Here is a 15169-nt window from a genome sequence, read left to right on the forward strand (position 1 = left end):
TTCAAAACGTCGATACTTCGTCAGCGCGCGTTGGCCAAAATGTTACCATTTCATATGGGCTTACGGCGTGCTTCTCAGTTTTTTTGGTGTACACGTTTATTCATAGTTGCATTATTAACAGATTAATAGCGAGCTATACAATCAAACGCGGCGACGTTTCGGAGGACGGCAGCCGTTGTGCGGAACCGGAGTGACGTCGCGGATTGTTGTCACTTCAAGTCCTACAGCCTGAAGTGCACGAATTGCTGCTTCACGGCCGGCACCCGGTCCTTTAACAGATACTTCAACCGATTTCATACCGCTGTCCATTGCGCTTTTGCCTGCTGCTTCCGCTGCAGTCTGTGCTGCGAAAGGAGTGGATTTCCTGGAACCTTTGAAACCCAAGCCGCCTGCACTAGCCCATGCAATAGCATTACCGTGCGGATCCGTAATGGTAACGATCGTATTGTTAAATGTTGAACGGATGTGTGCCACCCCGTTCTCCACATTTCTCTTAACCCGGCGCTTACGCGTACGTTGTTGTGCTTTTGCCATAAATGTTTAACCCTCCTTTACTTATTTCTTTTTACCAGCCATCGTGCGCTTAGGACCTTTACGCGTACGTGAGTTGTTTTTCGTGTTTTGTCCGCGAACCGGCAGACCTCTGCGGTGGCGGATGCCTCTATATGAACCAATTTCAATAAGTCTCTTGATGTTCAGAGAAACTTCGCGGCGAAGATCACCTTCAACGCGGTAGTGGTCAACCACTTCACGGATACGTGTCTGTTCTTCTTCAGTCAGATCGCGCACACGTGTATCTTCAGAAACGTTGGCTTCGGCCAAAATTTTCTTAGCCGTAGTCGGGCCGATGCCGAAGATGTAGGTTAGTGAGATAACTACACGTTTTTCTCTTGGAATATCGATACCTGCAATACGAGCCATACGTCAGAGCACCTCCTTTTAACCTTGTCTTTGTTTATGTTTTGGATTTTCACAAATCACCATGACAACACCTTTACGGCGGACAATCTTACATTTTTCACACATCTTTTTAACTGATGGTCTTACCTTCATTATTGAAACCTCCTTATACACCGCAGAGCAATTATTTATGCCTGAACGTAATGCGGCCGCGCGACACATCATATGGCGACAACTCGACCGTTACTTTATCTCCCGGCAAAATGCGAATGAAATGCATACGGATCTTGCCGGATACATGAGCTAAAATCTTATGGCCATTCTCCAATTCCACACGAAACATTGCATTAGGCAGTGGTTCGATTACGGTGCCTTCAACTTCAATGACATCTTCCTTAGCCATCGGCTGACTCACCCTTCCCTCTTGTTGCTGATTTTTCCATCCAAAAAATGAGCGATGGCAAAACGCAGTTTTCCGTTTGTCACGCGTCCGATCTCGCGCAGACTTTTCTGTACTTCGACAGATATATATTTTTGAAGTTCAAGATGGCTGATGTTCTTCTTTTTTGCATTGTCAAACTTTCTCTTGTCGCCATCTGCTATTTCAACAAAACGATGATCGATAAGCCGCACAATGACAAAATAAGAACCCGATTCTTTTCCCTTCAGCACACGTGCGAGCTGACCGGGAACAGGTAAAGGGGCTTGATCACTACCCATCAATCATCACCTTCACTTATTGCTTTGTCAAGATTTCATTTCCATTTTCCGTTATAACAATGGTGTGTTCAAAATGAGCACACGGTTGTCCGTCCTGGGTCATCAAAGTCCAGTCATCATCTTCAACCATCCAGATATCACGGCTGCCTTCATTAACTAAAGGCTCAATCGCCAGCACCATTCCGGTTTTCAAAACAGGGCCTCGGCCGGATCTTCCGTAATTCGGTACATCCGGCTCTTCGTGAAGCTCGCGCCCAACGCCGTGACCCGTTAATTCACGTACGACGGAAAATCCACTTGACTCGGCACATCTTTGAATCGCATGGGAAATGTTCGACAGCCGTGCTTCCGGCTTTGCTTCGGCAATTCCCTTATACAGCGATTCTTCCGTCGTTTCCAGAAGTCTTCGGGTCGTCTCAGAAATCGTGCCCACGGGGAAAGTCCAGGCGGAGTCTGCATGAAAGTCTTCATACTTGGCACCAATATCGATACTGATAATGTCTCCGTCCCGCAGAACATAGGAACCAGGAATGCCATGGGCTAACTGATCATTGACGGATGTACAGATGCTGCGCGTGAAACCGTCATATCCTTTAAATGATGGCTCTGCTCCCGCATCTCTTATCAAGCGCTCTGCCAGCGTATCGAGTTCAATGGTCGATATGCCGGGACGAATAGCCTGGCGCAAGGTTTCCAACGTTCGTGCGACTATTTTTCCCGCAATGTGAATTTTATTGATTTCTTCAATCGTTTTCCGCGTAATCACTTGGCGAGGTCGCCCAAGATCTTTGAAACTTCATGGAAAACATCATCGATATTCTGATCTCCATTGATTGTTTTCAAAGATCCCTTTGCTTCATAAAAGTCGAGCAGCGGCTGCTGCTGACGGATATTCACCTGCAGCCTTTCATGAACAGTCGCTTCATTATCATCTGCGCGTTGTTTCAAAGCGCCGCCGCACTTGTCGCAAACCCCATCTTTTGCGGGGGGATTGAACGTCAAGTGATACGTTGCTCCACACTCGGAACAGATTCTACGGCCTGTAAGACGAGCGAGCAGCTTCTCAGGATCAACACGAATATAGAGAACTGCATCAATCTTCTTTCCTTTTTCCGACATCATATGATCAAGCGCTTCAGCCTGCTCAACCGTCCGAGGAAAACCATCAAGAAGAAAACCTTTATTCGTATCGCTCTCAGACAAGCGTTCATTGACAATGCCGATTGTCACTTCATCAGGAACAAGCGCCCCTTGATCAATAAACGACTTTGCTTGTTTCCCTAGTGGCGTGCCACCCTTAATCGCCGCGCGAAACATGTCGCCGGTTGAGATATGAGGATAACTGAACTTATCAACAATTCGCTCAGCCTGAGTGCCTTTACCGGCACCAGGAAGTCCCATTAAAATAAGATTCATTGTACTCCTCCTGACTCATTCACCGTCATTGCCTTACCTTTTTCTGATAAAGCCTTGATAGTTCTTTTTGATCAACTGGCTCTCAATACGTTTCATTGTATCAAGTGCAACACCCACAACGATCAGCAAGCTTGTTCCGCCGATCCTTGCGCTTGCCGGCAGGCTGCCCATTTCGCCGAATACAATCGGAAGAAGTGAGATCACTGCGAGAAAAATGGCACCTAGAAAGGTCAGACGGTAGAGAATCGTTGTAATAAACTTCTCTGTGCTTTTCCCCGGACGAATACCCGGAATATAGCCGCCTTGTTCGCCAAGGTTTTTTGCCATTTTTTCAGGGTTGACCTGAACAAACGTATAGAAATAGGTAAAAGCAATAATCAGTACCGCGTAAATGATCATCCCATAAACCGTTGAATAATCGAAAACGCGGATAATCCACGCAGTCACATTATTCTGTGGAAAGAAACGGGCAATCGTCGGCGGTGTGATCATCAGTGAGATTGCGAAGATAACTGGGATAACGCCGGCCGCATTGACCTTGATCGGCAAATGCGTTGGCTCCACACTGTATGTCTTCGTGCCAATTGTTCTTTTTGCATATTGGATCGGAATTTTCCGCATCCCTTGCTGCACGAAAATGGTTCCGACAACAATCAGAAGAACAATAACAACAATGGCGAGCAATCCAAGTACTTCCATAAATGTGTTGGTTGATGCTGCAAACCGCTGAGCATAAATCTGGCTGATGGCCGTAGGAATGCGGGCAACAATTCCGGCAAAGATAATAATGGATATGCCGTTTCCTACTCCATAAGCAGTAATCTGATCACCCAGCCATACGAGAAAAGCCGTACCGGTTGTCAGTACCAAAGCAATGATTAGAAAGGTCCAAATAGTTGGATTGCTTACCAATCCTTGATAACTGTTACTGAACGTGTAGGAAAGTCCAAGTGCTTCAACAAAGCCGAGAACGATCGTTCCATACCTTGTCAGCTGATTCAGTTTGCGTCTTCCCATTTCTCCCTGCTTCGACCATTCAGTCAATTTCGGTACAACATCCATCTGCAGCAGCTGCACAATAATGGATGCTGTAATGTAAGGCATAATGCCCATAGAGAAGATGGAGAAGTTCTCCAGCGCGCCACCACCAAAAGTGTTGAACAAGCCAAAGGCACTTGAATCGCTGAAATTGATCATCTCTGTATTAATATCCGGAACAGGAATGAATGTCCCGATCCGAAATATAATGAGCATAAGCAGTGTGAATACTATTTTACGGCGAATTTCGGCTTCTCGCCACATACTGGAAAGTACTTGAAACATCAAATCACCTCAATGTTTCCGCCGGCAGCTTCAATCGCTTCTTTAGCAGAAGCAGAGAATTTATGCGCCTTAACTGTCAATTTAGCTTCAAGCTTGCCTTCGCCCAAAATCTTAACGCCGTCGTTTAATTTGCGAATTACTCGTTTTTCAAGAAGTAATTCCGGTGTGATTGCTGTTCCGTTCTCAAAACGGTTCAGTGTTTCAACATTAACAATAGCGTAGATTTTGCGTGTCGGGTTCTTAAAGCCCTTCTTTGGCAGTCTTTGAAGCAATGGATTCTGTCCGCCTTCAAATCCGAGGCGTACTCTGCCGCCCGAACGAGCTTTCTGTCCTTTTTGTCCTCGACCAGATGTTTTGCCAAGTCCTGAACCGTAGCCGCGCCCTACTCTTTTGCGAGCGAAACGGGAGCCTTCAGCTGGTTTCAATTCATGGAGTTTCATCTTGGCACCTCCTTATTCTCAATTTCACTTTCAAATCAATCATTCAGTTCGCGAACCGCCAAAAGATGGGAGACCTTGTTGATCATGCCGCGAATTGCCGGATTATCATCCTGAACAACGGTTTGGTAGGTCTTCTTAAGACCAAGTGTTCTTACCGTCACGCGTTGTGATTCTGGACGTCCGATCACACTATGTTTGAGGGTAATTTCCAATTTGTTAGCCAATTTTGTTCCCTCCTTATCCGAGCAGTTCTTCTACTGATTTGCCGCGCAGCTTTGCCACTTGTTCTACGCGTTTCAAGCTCTGCAAGCCTTCAACTGTCGCGCGAACCATGTTAATCGGATTGTTTGATCCGAGAGACTTCGAAAGAATGTCCCCCAGTCCGGACAATTCGAGTACGGCACGGACAGGGCCGCCGGCGATAATTCCGGTACCTTCGGAAGCTGGTTTCAACAGCACGCTACCGGCTCCTGAATGGCCTGTTACTTGATGAGGAATGGTTGTATTTACGATCGGAACATTAAATACGTTCTTCTTCGCATCTTCAATTGCTTTGCGAATGGCTTCAGGAACTTCGTGAGCCTTTCCCTGGCCATAACCTACATTGCCTTTTTTGTCGCCAACGACAACCAGCGCTGAAAAACGGAACCTGCGTCCGCCTTTAACTACTTTCGCTACTCGGTTGATTGTTACGACGCGTTCTTCAAATTCTGATTTATTGCGATCATTATTAGCCATGGATTCCCCTCCTTAATGTTAAAATTTAAGTCCTGCTTCCCGGGCGCCTTCGGCTACGGCCTTAACACGTCCGTGATAGATGTAACCGCTGCGATCGAAAACAACCGCGTCGATTCCTTTTTCCAAAGCACGTTCGCCGATCAGTTGGCCGACTTTTTTTGCTGCAGCAACGTCGCTGCCTTTTTCAAGATCAAATGCTTTGTCGATTGATGAAGAAGAAACAAGTGTTACACCCTTTGCATCATCAATCAATTGCGCATATATATTCTTTGAAGAACGAAAAACGTTTAAACGCGGACGTTCTGCAGTACCCACGATACGGTGGCGTACATGAAGATGTCTTTTCTGACGCAGCGCGTTTTTGTCTTTTTTGGTAATCATACAGTCTGTCGCTCCTTTCTCGTAGAAATTGAACTAAATTATTTACCTGTTTTACCTTCCTTACGGCGTACCTTTTCGCCTTCATAGCGAATACCTTTGCCCTTGTAAGGCTCAGGAGCACGAACGGAACGAATGTTAGCGGCAACTTCACCGACACGCTGCTTGTCGATTCCTGTAACAGAAATCTTGTTGTTTCCTTCAACAGCGAGTTCGATTCCTTCTTCAGGAACGATTTCTACAGGGTGAGAGTAGCCAACGTTCAGAACCAAATTCTTGCCTTGCTTGTTGGCACGATAACCAACGCCGACAAGTTCCAAATTCTTAACGAAACCCTTTGTCACACCTTCAACCATGTTGCTGATCAAGCTGCTCGTCGTACCGTGCAAAGCGCGGTGTTGATTCGAATCATCAGGTCTTTCAACTTTTACTTCGTTTTCTTCCTGTTTGATGATCATATCCGGATGAAACTTCCGGGATAATTCACCTTTTGGCCCTTTGACTGTTACAGTCTGGCCGTCAATCGTAACCGTTACGCCATCAGGAACGGCAGTCGGTCTTAATCCTATACGAGACATTAGGACACCTCCATTCTTGTTTGCTCATTACCAAATATATGCAAGCACTTCTCCGCCAACTTTTTGCTGACGTGCTTCTTTATCCGTAATAACACCTTTTGATGTTGATACAAGCGCAATACCGAGACCGCCAAGAACCTTCGGCACCTCGTCTGCCTTCGCATAAACGCGAAGACCCGGCTTGCTGATTCTCTTCAAACCAGAAATAACTCGTTCTTTGCTGCCGCCGTATTTCAGAATCAGTCGAAGCACACCTTGTTTATTATCTTCAATGTATTCAACGTCCTTGATGAATCCCTCACGTTTCAGGATTTCAGCAATTTCTTTCTTGATTCTGGAACCTGGCAGCTCAATCTGTTCATGGCGAACAATATTGGCGTTGCGAATGCGGGTCAGCATATCTGCAATCGGATCTGTCATGACCATGCAAATCGACCTCCTTCCCTATCACTTAAAATTTTACCAACTAGCTTTTCTAACACCTGGGATTTGTCCTTTATGGGCAAGTTCGCGAAAACAAATTCTGCATAATTTGAATTTTCTAAGAACCGAATGAGGACGTCCGCAGCGTTCACAGCGTGTGTATTCCTGCACTTTGAATTTTTTTGGGCGATGTGATGAAACAAGCATTGATTTTTTTGCCAAAATTCATATCCTCCTTGCGATTATTTTTTTACGAACGGCATGCCCAGCATTGTAAGTAATTCTGCTGCTTCTTCATCTGTGTTAGCAGATGTTACGATAACGATGTCCATACCGCGTACTTTATCAACTTTATCATAGTCAATTTCAGGGAAGATCAATTGTTCACGGATACCCAGCGTGTAGTTTCCGCGGCCGTCAAATGCTTTCTTTGAAACACCACGGAAGTCACGTACACGAGGAAGTGCAACAGTAACCAGCTTGTCGAGAAAATCATACATACGATCTTTTCTAAGGGTTACTTTTGTGCCGATTGCTACACCTTCGCGAAGCTTGAATGCAGCAATTGATTTTTTCGCCCGTGTAATAACTGGCTTCTGGCCGGACAACGCCGTCAGATCTTCTACAGCACTGTCCAATGCCTTCGAGTTGTGAACAGCCTCACCGACACCCATATTAATGACTACTTTTTGAATTGCCGGCACCTGCATTACCGAAGTATAGTTAAACTTTTCAACTAAAGCCGGAACAACTTCCTTTTCATACTTTTCTTTGAAACGGCTCATGTGTTTACCTCCTTTCACAGACAATCAGCTCAATCGATGACTTCGCCTGATTTTTTAGAAACTCGAACTTTTTTTCCGTCTACTATTTTATGACCTACGCGTGTAGGTTCACTTGTCTTTGGATCAAGCAGCATAACATTTGATACGTGAATTGGCGCCTCTTTTTCGAGAATGCCGCCTTGCGGAGCTGCCTGGCTCGGCTTTGAATGCTTCTTGACGATGTTGACACCTTCAACAAGCACGCGTTCCTTTGCCGGATAAGCTGCAAGGATCACACCTTGTTTGCCTTTATCCTTGCCGGAAATGACTTGAACCTTATCGCCTTTTTTCACATGCAGTTTTGCCATGTTAAATGCCACCTCCTTTTCCTAACCATTCAGAATTACAATACTTCCGGTGCGAGAGAGACGATTTTCATAAATTGTCCGTCACGCAGTTCACGGGCAACTGGCCCAAAGATACGCGTGCCGCGAGGACTCTTATCTTCTTTAATCAGTACAACGGCATTTTCGTCAAAGCGAATGTAAGAGCCGTCCGTGCGTCGTACACCGTGCTTTGTGCGAACAACAACTGCTTTTACAACTTCGCCTTTCTTAACAACGCCACCTGGTGTTGCTTGTTTAACCGTAGCAACGATGAGATCACCGATATTAGCAGTCTTGCGACCGGATCCTCCCAAAACTTTGATGGTAAGGACTTCACGAGCGCCTGAGTTATCGGCAACTTTCAAACGGCTTTCCTGCTGAATCATAAAGTGCAACCTCCTTTCGATCTTCGAACACGTTCGACAGATCAGATAATAACGGATTCCTCAACGATTTTTACAAGACGAAAACGTTTATCTTTAGAAAGCGGACGAGTTTCAATAATTTCAACAATATCGCCGACTTTTGCTTGATTATTTTCATCATGTGCTTTGAATCTCTTGGAAAACTTCACATGCTTTCCATAGAGACGGTGGTTCTTGTAAGTCTCAACGAGTACAGTAATGGTCTTATCCATTTTGTCTGAGACAACGCGACCAACCAGGACTTTACGGGCGTTCGTGCGTGTTTCTTCTGCCATTCAAATAACCTCCTTCTCAGCCGTTTTGAACATTTAATTCACGTTCATGCAAAATTGTCTTTGCGCGAGCAATGGATTTGCGGACTGCGCGAATGCGAGCCGGATTTTCCAATTGTCCGGTAGCGAGCTGGAAACGCAGATTAAATAATTCTTCTTTCAAAGACTTGACGTTTTCCTCAACTTCAGCAGTGGTCAAATTACGAATTTCCTCAGCCTTCATTTGCGTCACCACCCACTTCTTCACGTTTCACGATTTTCGTTTTAATAGGCAATTTGTGGCTCGCAAGTCTTAAGGCTTCGCTTGCCACTTCTTCACTAATGCCGCCGACTTCAAATAAAACACGGCCGGGCTTCACAACAGCTACCCATCCTTCAGGAGCACCTTTACCAGAACCCATTCGGACATCAAGAGGTTTCTTTGTATATGATTTTTGCGGGAAAATTTTGATCCATACTTTTCCGCCACGTTTCATAAAACGTGTCATAGCGATACGAGCCGCTTCAATCTGACGACTGCTGATCCATGCGGATTCCAGCGCCTGCAGACCGTATTCACCGAACGTTACCGAAGCGCCGCCTTTAGTCTGGCCGCGCATTCTTCCGCGGTGCTGTCTGCGATACTTTGTACGTTTAGGCATTAACATAATTATTTGCCTCCTTTCTTATTTGTCGTTCCTTTCGTCGGAAGGACTTCTCCGCGATAAATCCAAACTTTTACACCGATTCTACCATAAGTAGTCGCTGCTTCAGCTGTACCGTAATCAATGTCGGCACGCAACGTATGAAGCGGAACGGTTCCTTCACTGTAATCCTCAGTACGAGCCATATCTGCACCGCCAAGACGGCCGGCACATTGCGTTTTAATACCCTTTGCGCCTGCTCGCATTGCTCTTTGCAGTGTTTGTTTTTGCGCACGTCTCCATGAAACACGGCCTTCAAGCTGCCGAGCAATATTTTCAGCAACAAGCTTAGCATCAAGATCAGCTTGCTTAATTTCAAAAATATTTACATGGACGCGTTTGCCTGTAAGATCATTCAAAGCCTTCCGAAGGTTTTCAACTTCAGATCCGCCTTTGCCGATGACCATGCCCGGTTTCGCCGTCTTAATGGTTACATTAATCCGGTTCGCTGCGCGTTCCAGTTCAATACCGGAAACAGCGGCGTCTTTGAGCTTCTTTTCGATATATTGACGAATTTTAATATCTTCATGAAGATATGTCGCATATTCTTTATCAGCATACCATTTGGATTCCCAGTCACGAATGACTCCGATTCTGAATCCAGTAGGATTAATTTTTTGACCCACGCGTTATCCCTCCTTCTTTTCCGATACAATAATTGTAATGTGGCTGGTACGTTTGTTGATCTTGCTCGCACGTCCCTGGGCGCGTGGGCGGAAGCGTTTCAGCGTAGCCCCTTCATCAACAAATGCCTGTTCTACATACAAGGTATCTGTATCCATATCATAGTTGTGTTCCGCGTTAGCAATGGCGGATTTTAATACTTTTTCAATAATCGGAGATGCTGATCGCTGTGTGTTTTTCAGCACAGCAATGGCATAGCCGACATCCTTGCCCCTGATAAGATCGATAACAAGACGTGCCTTACGAGGAGCAATACGAATTTGTTTAGCGACAGCTTTTGCTTGCATCAAAAGTTCCTCCTTTCGTTAGCGTGCACTTGTTTTCTTATCAGAGGAGATATGTCCGCGATAAGTTCTAGTCGGAGCAAATTCTCCAAGTTTATGTCCTACCATGTCTTCCGTAACATACACCGGTACATGCTTGCGTCCGTCATAAACAGCAATAGTATGTCCGATGAATTCCGGGAAAATGGTCGATCTGCGTGACCATGTTTTAATGACTCTTTTCTCGTCTTTTTCATTCAGCGCAACAACTTTTGTCATCAAATGACCATCGACAAAAGGTCCTTTTTTCAGGCTTCGGCTCATGAGTAGGCCTCCTTCCAAATAAACTATTTATAAGCACTTACTTCTTTTTACGGTGTCTGATGATAAATTGTTCAGAAGCATTTTTCTTGCTGCGTGTCTTGTAACCCATCGTTGGCTTGCCCCATGGTGACATTGGCGACTTGCGTCCGACTGGTGCTTTACCTTCACCACCACCATGCGGGTGATCGTTAGGGTTCATTACAGAACCACGGACCGTTGGGCGAATACCCTTCCAGCGTGAACGTCCTGCTTTACCAACAGAAACAAGTTCATGTTCCAGGTTGCCGACTTGACCGATCGTCGCGCGGCATGTTTCAAGAACCATACGTACTTCGCCGGAAACAAGACGAATAAGCACATATTTTCCTTCTTTACCAAGAATCTGAGCGGAAGTTCCTGCAGAACGCACGAGTTGTCCGCCTTTTCCTGGTTTTAATTCAATATTATGAATCGTAGTACCTACTGGAATGTTCTTCAATGGAAGTGCATTTCCAACTTTAATGTCGGCATCGACACCAGATACGATCTGAGTTCCGACTTTAATGCCCTTTGGAGCAAGAATGTAGCGTTTTTCGCCGTCTACATAGTGAACAAGAGCAATGTTAGCCGTACGATTCGGATCATATTCGATCGTTGCGATCTTACCTGGTACGCCGTCCTTATTGCGTTTGAAGTCAATAACACGGTATTGACGTTTGTGGCCGCCGCCTTGGTGACGAACCGTCAGTCTGCCTTGATTGTTTCGGCCGGCCTTCTTTGGCAACGACTTCAGCAATGTTTTTTCCGGCGTATCCGTTGTAATTTCTGCGAAATCAAGTGAAGTCATATTTCTACGACCATTGGTTGTCGGTTTGTACTTTTTAAGTGGCATGATCAGTAACCTCCTTCTTTAATATTCCTTATTCGCCTTCGTAAAAGTTGAGTTCTTTGCTTTCCGGCGTCAAAGTGACAACAGCTTTCTTACGGTTATTTGTATAGCCTGAATAGCGGCCGTAACGTTTCGGTTTACCTTTTACGTTCAACGTATTGACTTTGACAACTTTAACATCGAAAATGGCTTCCACAGCGCGTTTGATTTCAGACTTATTTGCCTTTGTATCAACGTCAAATGTGTATTTCTTGTCAGCCATCTGATCAGTTGTACGTTCAGTCAGTACGGGGCGCTTTATAATATCGCGAGGATCCTTCATTATCCAAGCACCTCCCCAAGCTTTGCCGCAGCTTCCTTGGTGACGATCAGTTTGTTGTGTGCAACGACATCAAGAACATTGACTTCGTTTGCAGCAAGTACCTTCACTCCAGGAATGTTGCGAGATGACAAAACTGCTGTTTCGTCAACGTCGTTTGTGACAATCAGTGCCTTGTCTGAAACAGACAAATTGTTCAATAGAGTAACAATTTCCTTTGTTTTCGGAGCTTCGATCTTCAGCGTATCCAGTACGATCAGATCATTTTCCCCTGCCTTGCCGGATAGTACCGACTTAATAGCAAGTCTGCGTACCTTCTTAGGCAATTTGTAGGAATAGCTGCGCGGTGTAGGTCCGAATACCGTACCACCGCCAACCCATTGTGGCGAGCGAATAGAGCCCTGACGCGCGCGACCGGTTCCTTTTTGTTTCCAAGGCTTGCGGCCACCGCCGCGTACAGCAGAACGATTTTTTACAGCATGTGTTCCTTGGCGTTGAGAAGCCTGTTGCATGACAACTGCTTGGTAAACAACATGTTCATTAGGTGTGATGCCGAATACAGCGTCTGCCAATTCAACAGTTCCTACTTCAGCGCCTTTTTGATCAAATACAGTTACTTCTGGCATGGAAGCGTCCTCCCTTCTTATTTAGCTTCTTTTGCTTTGAGTGCGGATTTTATAACAACATAGCTCTTCTTGGCACCCGGCACATTACCGCTGATGAGAATCAATTTGCGTTCCAAATCAACTTTGGCAATGACCAAGTTTTCAACAGTAACCGTTTCGCCGCCCATACGTCCGGCCAATTTCTTGCCCTTGAAGACGTGAGCCGGATCGATAACACCCATGGAACCGGGACGACGGTGATAACGAGAACCGTGTGTCATTGGTCCGCGGGACTGGTTGTTTCTCTTAATTGGGCCTTGATAACCTTTACCTTTCGAAGTTCCGGTTACGTCTACGACTTCTCCGGCTTTAAAAGTGTCGGCAGTTACTTCTTTGCCCAATTCGTAATCATCTAAATTTACATTACGGATTTCTTTAATGAAGCGCTTAGGTTCAGCCTTTGCCTTTTCAGCGTGTCCCTTTGCCGGTTTGGTAATTTTTGATGCTTTTGCATTATCAAAACCGATCTGTACAGCTTCGTAGCCATCCGTTTCAACCGTCTTCTTTTGAAGAACGATATTGTCGGATACATCGACAACCGTAACAGGGATCGCATCGCCATTTTCAGCAAAAATCTGAGTCATACCGATTTTCTTGCCTAAGATTCCCTTGCTCATCCGTAACACCTCCTGTTTGTTCTAAATAAATTATAATTTGATTTCAATGTCGACACCTGAAGGCAGATCCAGTCTCATCAGTGAATCTACCGTTTGGGGTGTAGGCTCAACAATATCAACTAAGCGTTTGTGAGTGCGCATTTCGAATTGTTCACGTGAATCTTTGTATTTGTGTACCGCACGCAAAATCGTATAAATCGATTTTTCAGTAGGAAGCGGAATCGGACCAGATACTTTAGCACCTGAACGTTTTGCCGTTTCCACAATTTTTTCAGCGGATTGATCCAAAATACGGTGATCATATGCCTTTAAACGAATGCGAATCTTTTGCTTTGCCATGTTGTATTCCCTCCTTTTTTCGTCCATTTTTCAAAAATAGACTTGCTCCACGAAAATTTCCAGATAGCCCGCCTTGGCAAAGGAGCCGGGTGTATCTGCAACCTTCCGCATCATTGCCAAAAAACCAACTTCACTATTATACCTAAATAGTAGGCACAAAGCAAGGCGAACCATCACTTTTTCAGTGACTTATACATTATAATGACTTTCTCATAAAAGATCAAATAAAAAATATAATTTATAGAACGACTTTGGTTTACATTCAATAAGTTAAAAAGGCAAAAAAAAAGAGCCCTCCGAAGAGAGTCCTTTTTCAGTCGACCATTATTCAACGATTTCGGATACAGAGCCGGCGCCTACCGTACGGCCGCCTTCACGAATAGAGAATTTTGTTCCCTGTTCGATAGCGATCGGAGCAAGCAGATCAACATCCATTTCAACGTTGTCGCCAGGCATTACCATTTCAGTTCCTTCAGGAAGAGTAATGGTTCCTGTAACGTCAGTTGTTCTGAAATAGAATTGTGGACGATAGTTTGTGAAGAATGGAGTATGACGTCCACCTTCTTCTTTTTTCAGAACGTAAACTTGAGCCTTGAATTTCTTGTGGGCAGTTACGGTACCTGGTTTAATCAAAACCTGGCCACGTTCAACGCCTTCGCGGTCAACACCACGGAGCAAAGCGCCGATGTTGTCGCCGGCTTCAGCGAAGTCAAGAGTTTTACGGAACATTTCAACGCCCGTTACAGTTGACTTCTTAGGAGCATCTGTCAAACCAAGAATTTCAACTTCATCGCCGATTTTAACCGTACCACGTTCAACACGTCCGGTTGCAACGGTACCACGACCTGTGATCGAGAATACGTCTTCGACAGGCATCATGAATGGCTTGTCATTTTCACGAACAGGAGTAGGGATGTATTCATCAACAGCCTGCATCAAGTCGAGAATATGTTGTTCTTCAACAGGATCGCCTTGCAATGCTTTCAAAGCAGAACCGCTGATTACAGGAACATCGTCACCAGGATAGTCATATTCGCTAAGAAGATCACGAACTTCCATTTCAACGAGTTCAAGAAGTTCAGGATCATCAACCTGGTCCGTCTTGTTCAAGAAGACAACGATCGCAGGAACACCTACTTGGTTAGCAAGAAGGATGTGTTCACGAGTCTGTGGCATCGGGCCGTCAACTGCGGAAACAACGAGGATTGCTCCGTCCATTTGAGCAGCACCAGTGATCATGTTCTTTACATAGTCGGCGTGCCCTGGGCAGTCAACGTGTGCATAGTGACGTGTGTCTGTTTCATATTCAACGTGTGCAGTCGAAATTGTAATTCCGCGTTCACGTTCTTCAGGAGCACCATCGATAGAATCGTAAGCGCGAGCCTGTGCTTTACCTGATTTAGCCAATACAGTTGTAATAGCAGCAGTCAGAGTAGTTTTACCGTGGTCAACGTGACCAATTGTACCGATGTTAACATGCGGTTTTGTACGTTCATAATGTTCTTTAGCCATGGATTGTATTATCCTCCTTTAATTCAATAGAAAGTTTAAAATTTATATGCAGTAAGAAAGTTGGCAAGCTTAGTGCCATCTTTCCTAGCTTACAATAAAATAAATGGTGTGACAATTAATTTAATAAGCATG

The 15169-nt window shown here is 45.1% G+C and carries 30 protein-coding genes; all 30 read right to left on the bottom strand.

Features of this window, described 5'->3' with window-relative positions; translation table 11 throughout:
* Nucleotides 1–141 precede the first annotated feature (141 nt).
* On the bottom strand, nt 142–534 hold the full coding sequence (gene rpsK / locus AC1MBV_RS08595) for a 30S ribosomal protein S11 (protein ID WP_255748603.1): 393 nt from the start codon (nt 532–534) through the stop codon (nt 142–144).
* A gap of 21 nt (nt 535–555) precedes the next feature.
* Nucleotides 556–921, bottom strand: a complete 366-nt coding sequence (gene rpsM / locus AC1MBV_RS08600) for a 30S ribosomal protein S13 (protein WP_255748604.1) — start codon at nt 919–921, stop codon at nt 556–558.
* 18 nt (nt 922–939) lie between these two features.
* Nucleotides 940–1053, bottom strand: a complete 114-nt coding sequence (gene rpmJ, locus AC1MBV_RS08605; RefSeq protein ID WP_010024581.1) for a 50S ribosomal protein L36 — start codon at nt 1051–1053, stop codon at nt 940–942.
* 31 nt (nt 1054–1084) lie between these two features.
* A complete protein-coding gene (gene infA / locus AC1MBV_RS08610; RefSeq protein ID WP_010024579.1) occupies nt 1085–1303 on the bottom strand; it encodes a translation initiation factor IF-1 in 219 nt (72 codons plus the stop codon).
* Nucleotides 1304–1311: 8 nt separating this feature from the next.
* A complete protein-coding gene (locus tag AC1MBV_RS08615) occupies nt 1312–1620 on the bottom strand; it encodes a KOW domain-containing RNA-binding protein (RefSeq protein ID WP_255748605.1) in 309 nt (102 codons plus the stop codon).
* Nucleotides 1621–1636: 16 nt separating this feature from the next.
* The gene (gene map, locus AC1MBV_RS08620) at nt 1637–2386 is read right to left on the bottom strand and encodes a type I methionyl aminopeptidase (protein ID WP_255748606.1); all 750 of its coding nucleotides are present in this window, start codon (nt 2384–2386) and stop codon (nt 1637–1639) included.
* Nucleotides 2383–3036 (bottom strand): adenylate kinase, encoded by a 654-nt coding sequence (locus AC1MBV_RS08625; RefSeq protein ID WP_255748607.1) that lies wholly within the window; start codon nt 3034–3036, stop codon nt 2383–2385. Before AC1MBV_RS08625 ends, map begins: the two co-directional genes overlap by 4 nt.
* Before the next feature lie 33 nt (nt 3037–3069).
* The gene (gene secY, locus AC1MBV_RS08630; RefSeq protein WP_255748608.1) at nt 3070–4359 is read right to left on the bottom strand and encodes a preprotein translocase subunit SecY; all 1290 of its coding nucleotides are present in this window, start codon (nt 4357–4359) and stop codon (nt 3070–3072) included.
* Nucleotides 4359–4799, bottom strand: a complete 441-nt coding sequence (gene rplO, locus AC1MBV_RS08635; RefSeq protein WP_253063894.1) for a 50S ribosomal protein L15 — start codon at nt 4797–4799, stop codon at nt 4359–4361. Before rplO ends, secY begins: the two co-directional genes overlap by 1 nt.
* A 35-nt stretch (nt 4800–4834) precedes the next feature.
* Nucleotides 4835–5023: a 50S ribosomal protein L30 gene (gene rpmD / locus AC1MBV_RS08640; protein ID WP_255748609.1), complete on the bottom strand. Its 189-nt coding sequence runs from the start codon at nt 5021–5023 to the stop codon at nt 4835–4837.
* 13 nt (nt 5024–5036) lie between these two features.
* Complete coding sequence (rpsE, locus tag AC1MBV_RS08645; protein ID WP_253063898.1) at nt 5037–5537, bottom strand: 30S ribosomal protein S5; 501 nt, start codon at nt 5535–5537, stop codon at nt 5037–5039.
* Between the two features lie 18 nt (nt 5538–5555).
* Nucleotides 5556–5918 carry a 50S ribosomal protein L18 gene (rplR, locus tag AC1MBV_RS08650; protein WP_255748610.1) on the bottom strand — a complete coding sequence of 121 codons (363 nt, stop codon included), beginning with the start codon at nt 5916–5918 and terminating at the stop codon, nt 5556–5558.
* A 38-nt stretch (nt 5919–5956) separates the two neighbouring features.
* Nucleotides 5957–6493, bottom strand: a complete 537-nt coding sequence (gene rplF, locus AC1MBV_RS08655; protein ID WP_255748611.1) for a 50S ribosomal protein L6 — start codon at nt 6491–6493, stop codon at nt 5957–5959.
* Between the two features lie 27 nt (nt 6494–6520).
* The gene (gene rpsH / locus AC1MBV_RS08660) at nt 6521–6919 is read right to left on the bottom strand and encodes a 30S ribosomal protein S8 (protein WP_253063904.1); all 399 of its coding nucleotides are present in this window, start codon (nt 6917–6919) and stop codon (nt 6521–6523) included.
* 33 nt (nt 6920–6952) lie between these two features.
* Complete coding sequence (locus tag AC1MBV_RS08665; RefSeq protein ID WP_093674131.1) at nt 6953–7138, bottom strand: type Z 30S ribosomal protein S14; 186 nt, start codon at nt 7136–7138, stop codon at nt 6953–6955.
* A gap of 20 nt (nt 7139–7158) precedes the next feature.
* Nucleotides 7159–7701 (bottom strand): 50S ribosomal protein L5, encoded by a 543-nt coding sequence (gene rplE / locus AC1MBV_RS08670; protein WP_255748612.1) that lies wholly within the window; start codon nt 7699–7701, stop codon nt 7159–7161.
* A gap of 29 nt (nt 7702–7730) precedes the next feature.
* The gene (gene rplX, locus AC1MBV_RS08675; RefSeq protein WP_255748649.1) at nt 7731–8039 is read right to left on the bottom strand and encodes a 50S ribosomal protein L24; all 309 of its coding nucleotides are present in this window, start codon (nt 8037–8039) and stop codon (nt 7731–7733) included.
* 44 nt (nt 8040–8083) lie between these two features.
* On the bottom strand, nt 8084–8452 hold the full coding sequence (gene rplN / locus AC1MBV_RS08680) for a 50S ribosomal protein L14 (protein WP_253063908.1): 369 nt from the start codon (nt 8450–8452) through the stop codon (nt 8084–8086).
* A gap of 41 nt (nt 8453–8493) precedes the next feature.
* Complete coding sequence (rpsQ, locus tag AC1MBV_RS08685; protein ID WP_255748613.1) at nt 8494–8766, bottom strand: 30S ribosomal protein S17; 273 nt, start codon at nt 8764–8766, stop codon at nt 8494–8496.
* Between the two features lie 16 nt (nt 8767–8782).
* A complete protein-coding gene (gene rpmC / locus AC1MBV_RS08690; protein ID WP_253063912.1) occupies nt 8783–8986 on the bottom strand; it encodes a 50S ribosomal protein L29 in 204 nt (67 codons plus the stop codon).
* Nucleotides 8976–9410, bottom strand: coding sequence for a 50S ribosomal protein L16 (gene rplP / locus AC1MBV_RS08695; protein ID WP_255748614.1), 435 nt, complete (start codon nt 9408–9410; stop codon nt 8976–8978). The genes rpmC and rplP overlap by 11 nt, the downstream gene beginning before the upstream one ends.
* Before the next feature lie 2 nt (nt 9411–9412).
* The gene (rpsC, locus tag AC1MBV_RS08700; RefSeq protein WP_255748615.1) at nt 9413–10072 is read right to left on the bottom strand and encodes a 30S ribosomal protein S3; all 660 of its coding nucleotides are present in this window, start codon (nt 10070–10072) and stop codon (nt 9413–9415) included.
* Nucleotides 10073–10075: 3 nt separating this feature from the next.
* Nucleotides 10076–10417: a 50S ribosomal protein L22 gene (gene rplV / locus AC1MBV_RS08705; RefSeq protein WP_255748616.1), complete on the bottom strand. Its 342-nt coding sequence runs from the start codon at nt 10415–10417 to the stop codon at nt 10076–10078.
* Between the two features lie 18 nt (nt 10418–10435).
* The gene (gene rpsS / locus AC1MBV_RS08710; RefSeq protein ID WP_255748617.1) at nt 10436–10717 is read right to left on the bottom strand and encodes a 30S ribosomal protein S19; all 282 of its coding nucleotides are present in this window, start codon (nt 10715–10717) and stop codon (nt 10436–10438) included.
* Nucleotides 10718–10754: 37 nt separating this feature from the next.
* Nucleotides 10755–11588: a 50S ribosomal protein L2 gene (gene rplB, locus AC1MBV_RS08715; RefSeq protein ID WP_255748618.1), complete on the bottom strand. Its 834-nt coding sequence runs from the start codon at nt 11586–11588 to the stop codon at nt 10755–10757.
* Nucleotides 11589–11616: 28 nt separating this feature from the next.
* Nucleotides 11617–11907: a 50S ribosomal protein L23 gene (gene rplW, locus AC1MBV_RS08720; RefSeq protein WP_255748619.1), complete on the bottom strand. Its 291-nt coding sequence runs from the start codon at nt 11905–11907 to the stop codon at nt 11617–11619.
* Nucleotides 11907–12530, bottom strand: coding sequence for a 50S ribosomal protein L4 (gene rplD, locus AC1MBV_RS08725; RefSeq protein WP_255748620.1), 624 nt, complete (start codon nt 12528–12530; stop codon nt 11907–11909). The genes rplW and rplD overlap by 1 nt, the downstream gene beginning before the upstream one ends.
* Before the next feature lie 17 nt (nt 12531–12547).
* Nucleotides 12548–13186, bottom strand: coding sequence for a 50S ribosomal protein L3 (gene rplC, locus AC1MBV_RS08730; RefSeq protein WP_255748621.1), 639 nt, complete (start codon nt 13184–13186; stop codon nt 12548–12550).
* A gap of 30 nt (nt 13187–13216) precedes the next feature.
* Nucleotides 13217–13525 (bottom strand): 30S ribosomal protein S10, encoded by a 309-nt coding sequence (rpsJ, locus tag AC1MBV_RS08735; protein ID WP_010024543.1) that lies wholly within the window; start codon nt 13523–13525, stop codon nt 13217–13219.
* A 324-nt stretch (nt 13526–13849) separates the two neighbouring features.
* A complete protein-coding gene (gene tuf / locus AC1MBV_RS08740; RefSeq protein WP_255748622.1) occupies nt 13850–15037 on the bottom strand; it encodes an elongation factor Tu in 1188 nt (395 codons plus the stop codon).
* Nucleotides 15038–15169 lie beyond the last annotated feature (132 nt).

Source organism: Sporolactobacillus sp. PKPK-6 (assembly GCF_056678885.1).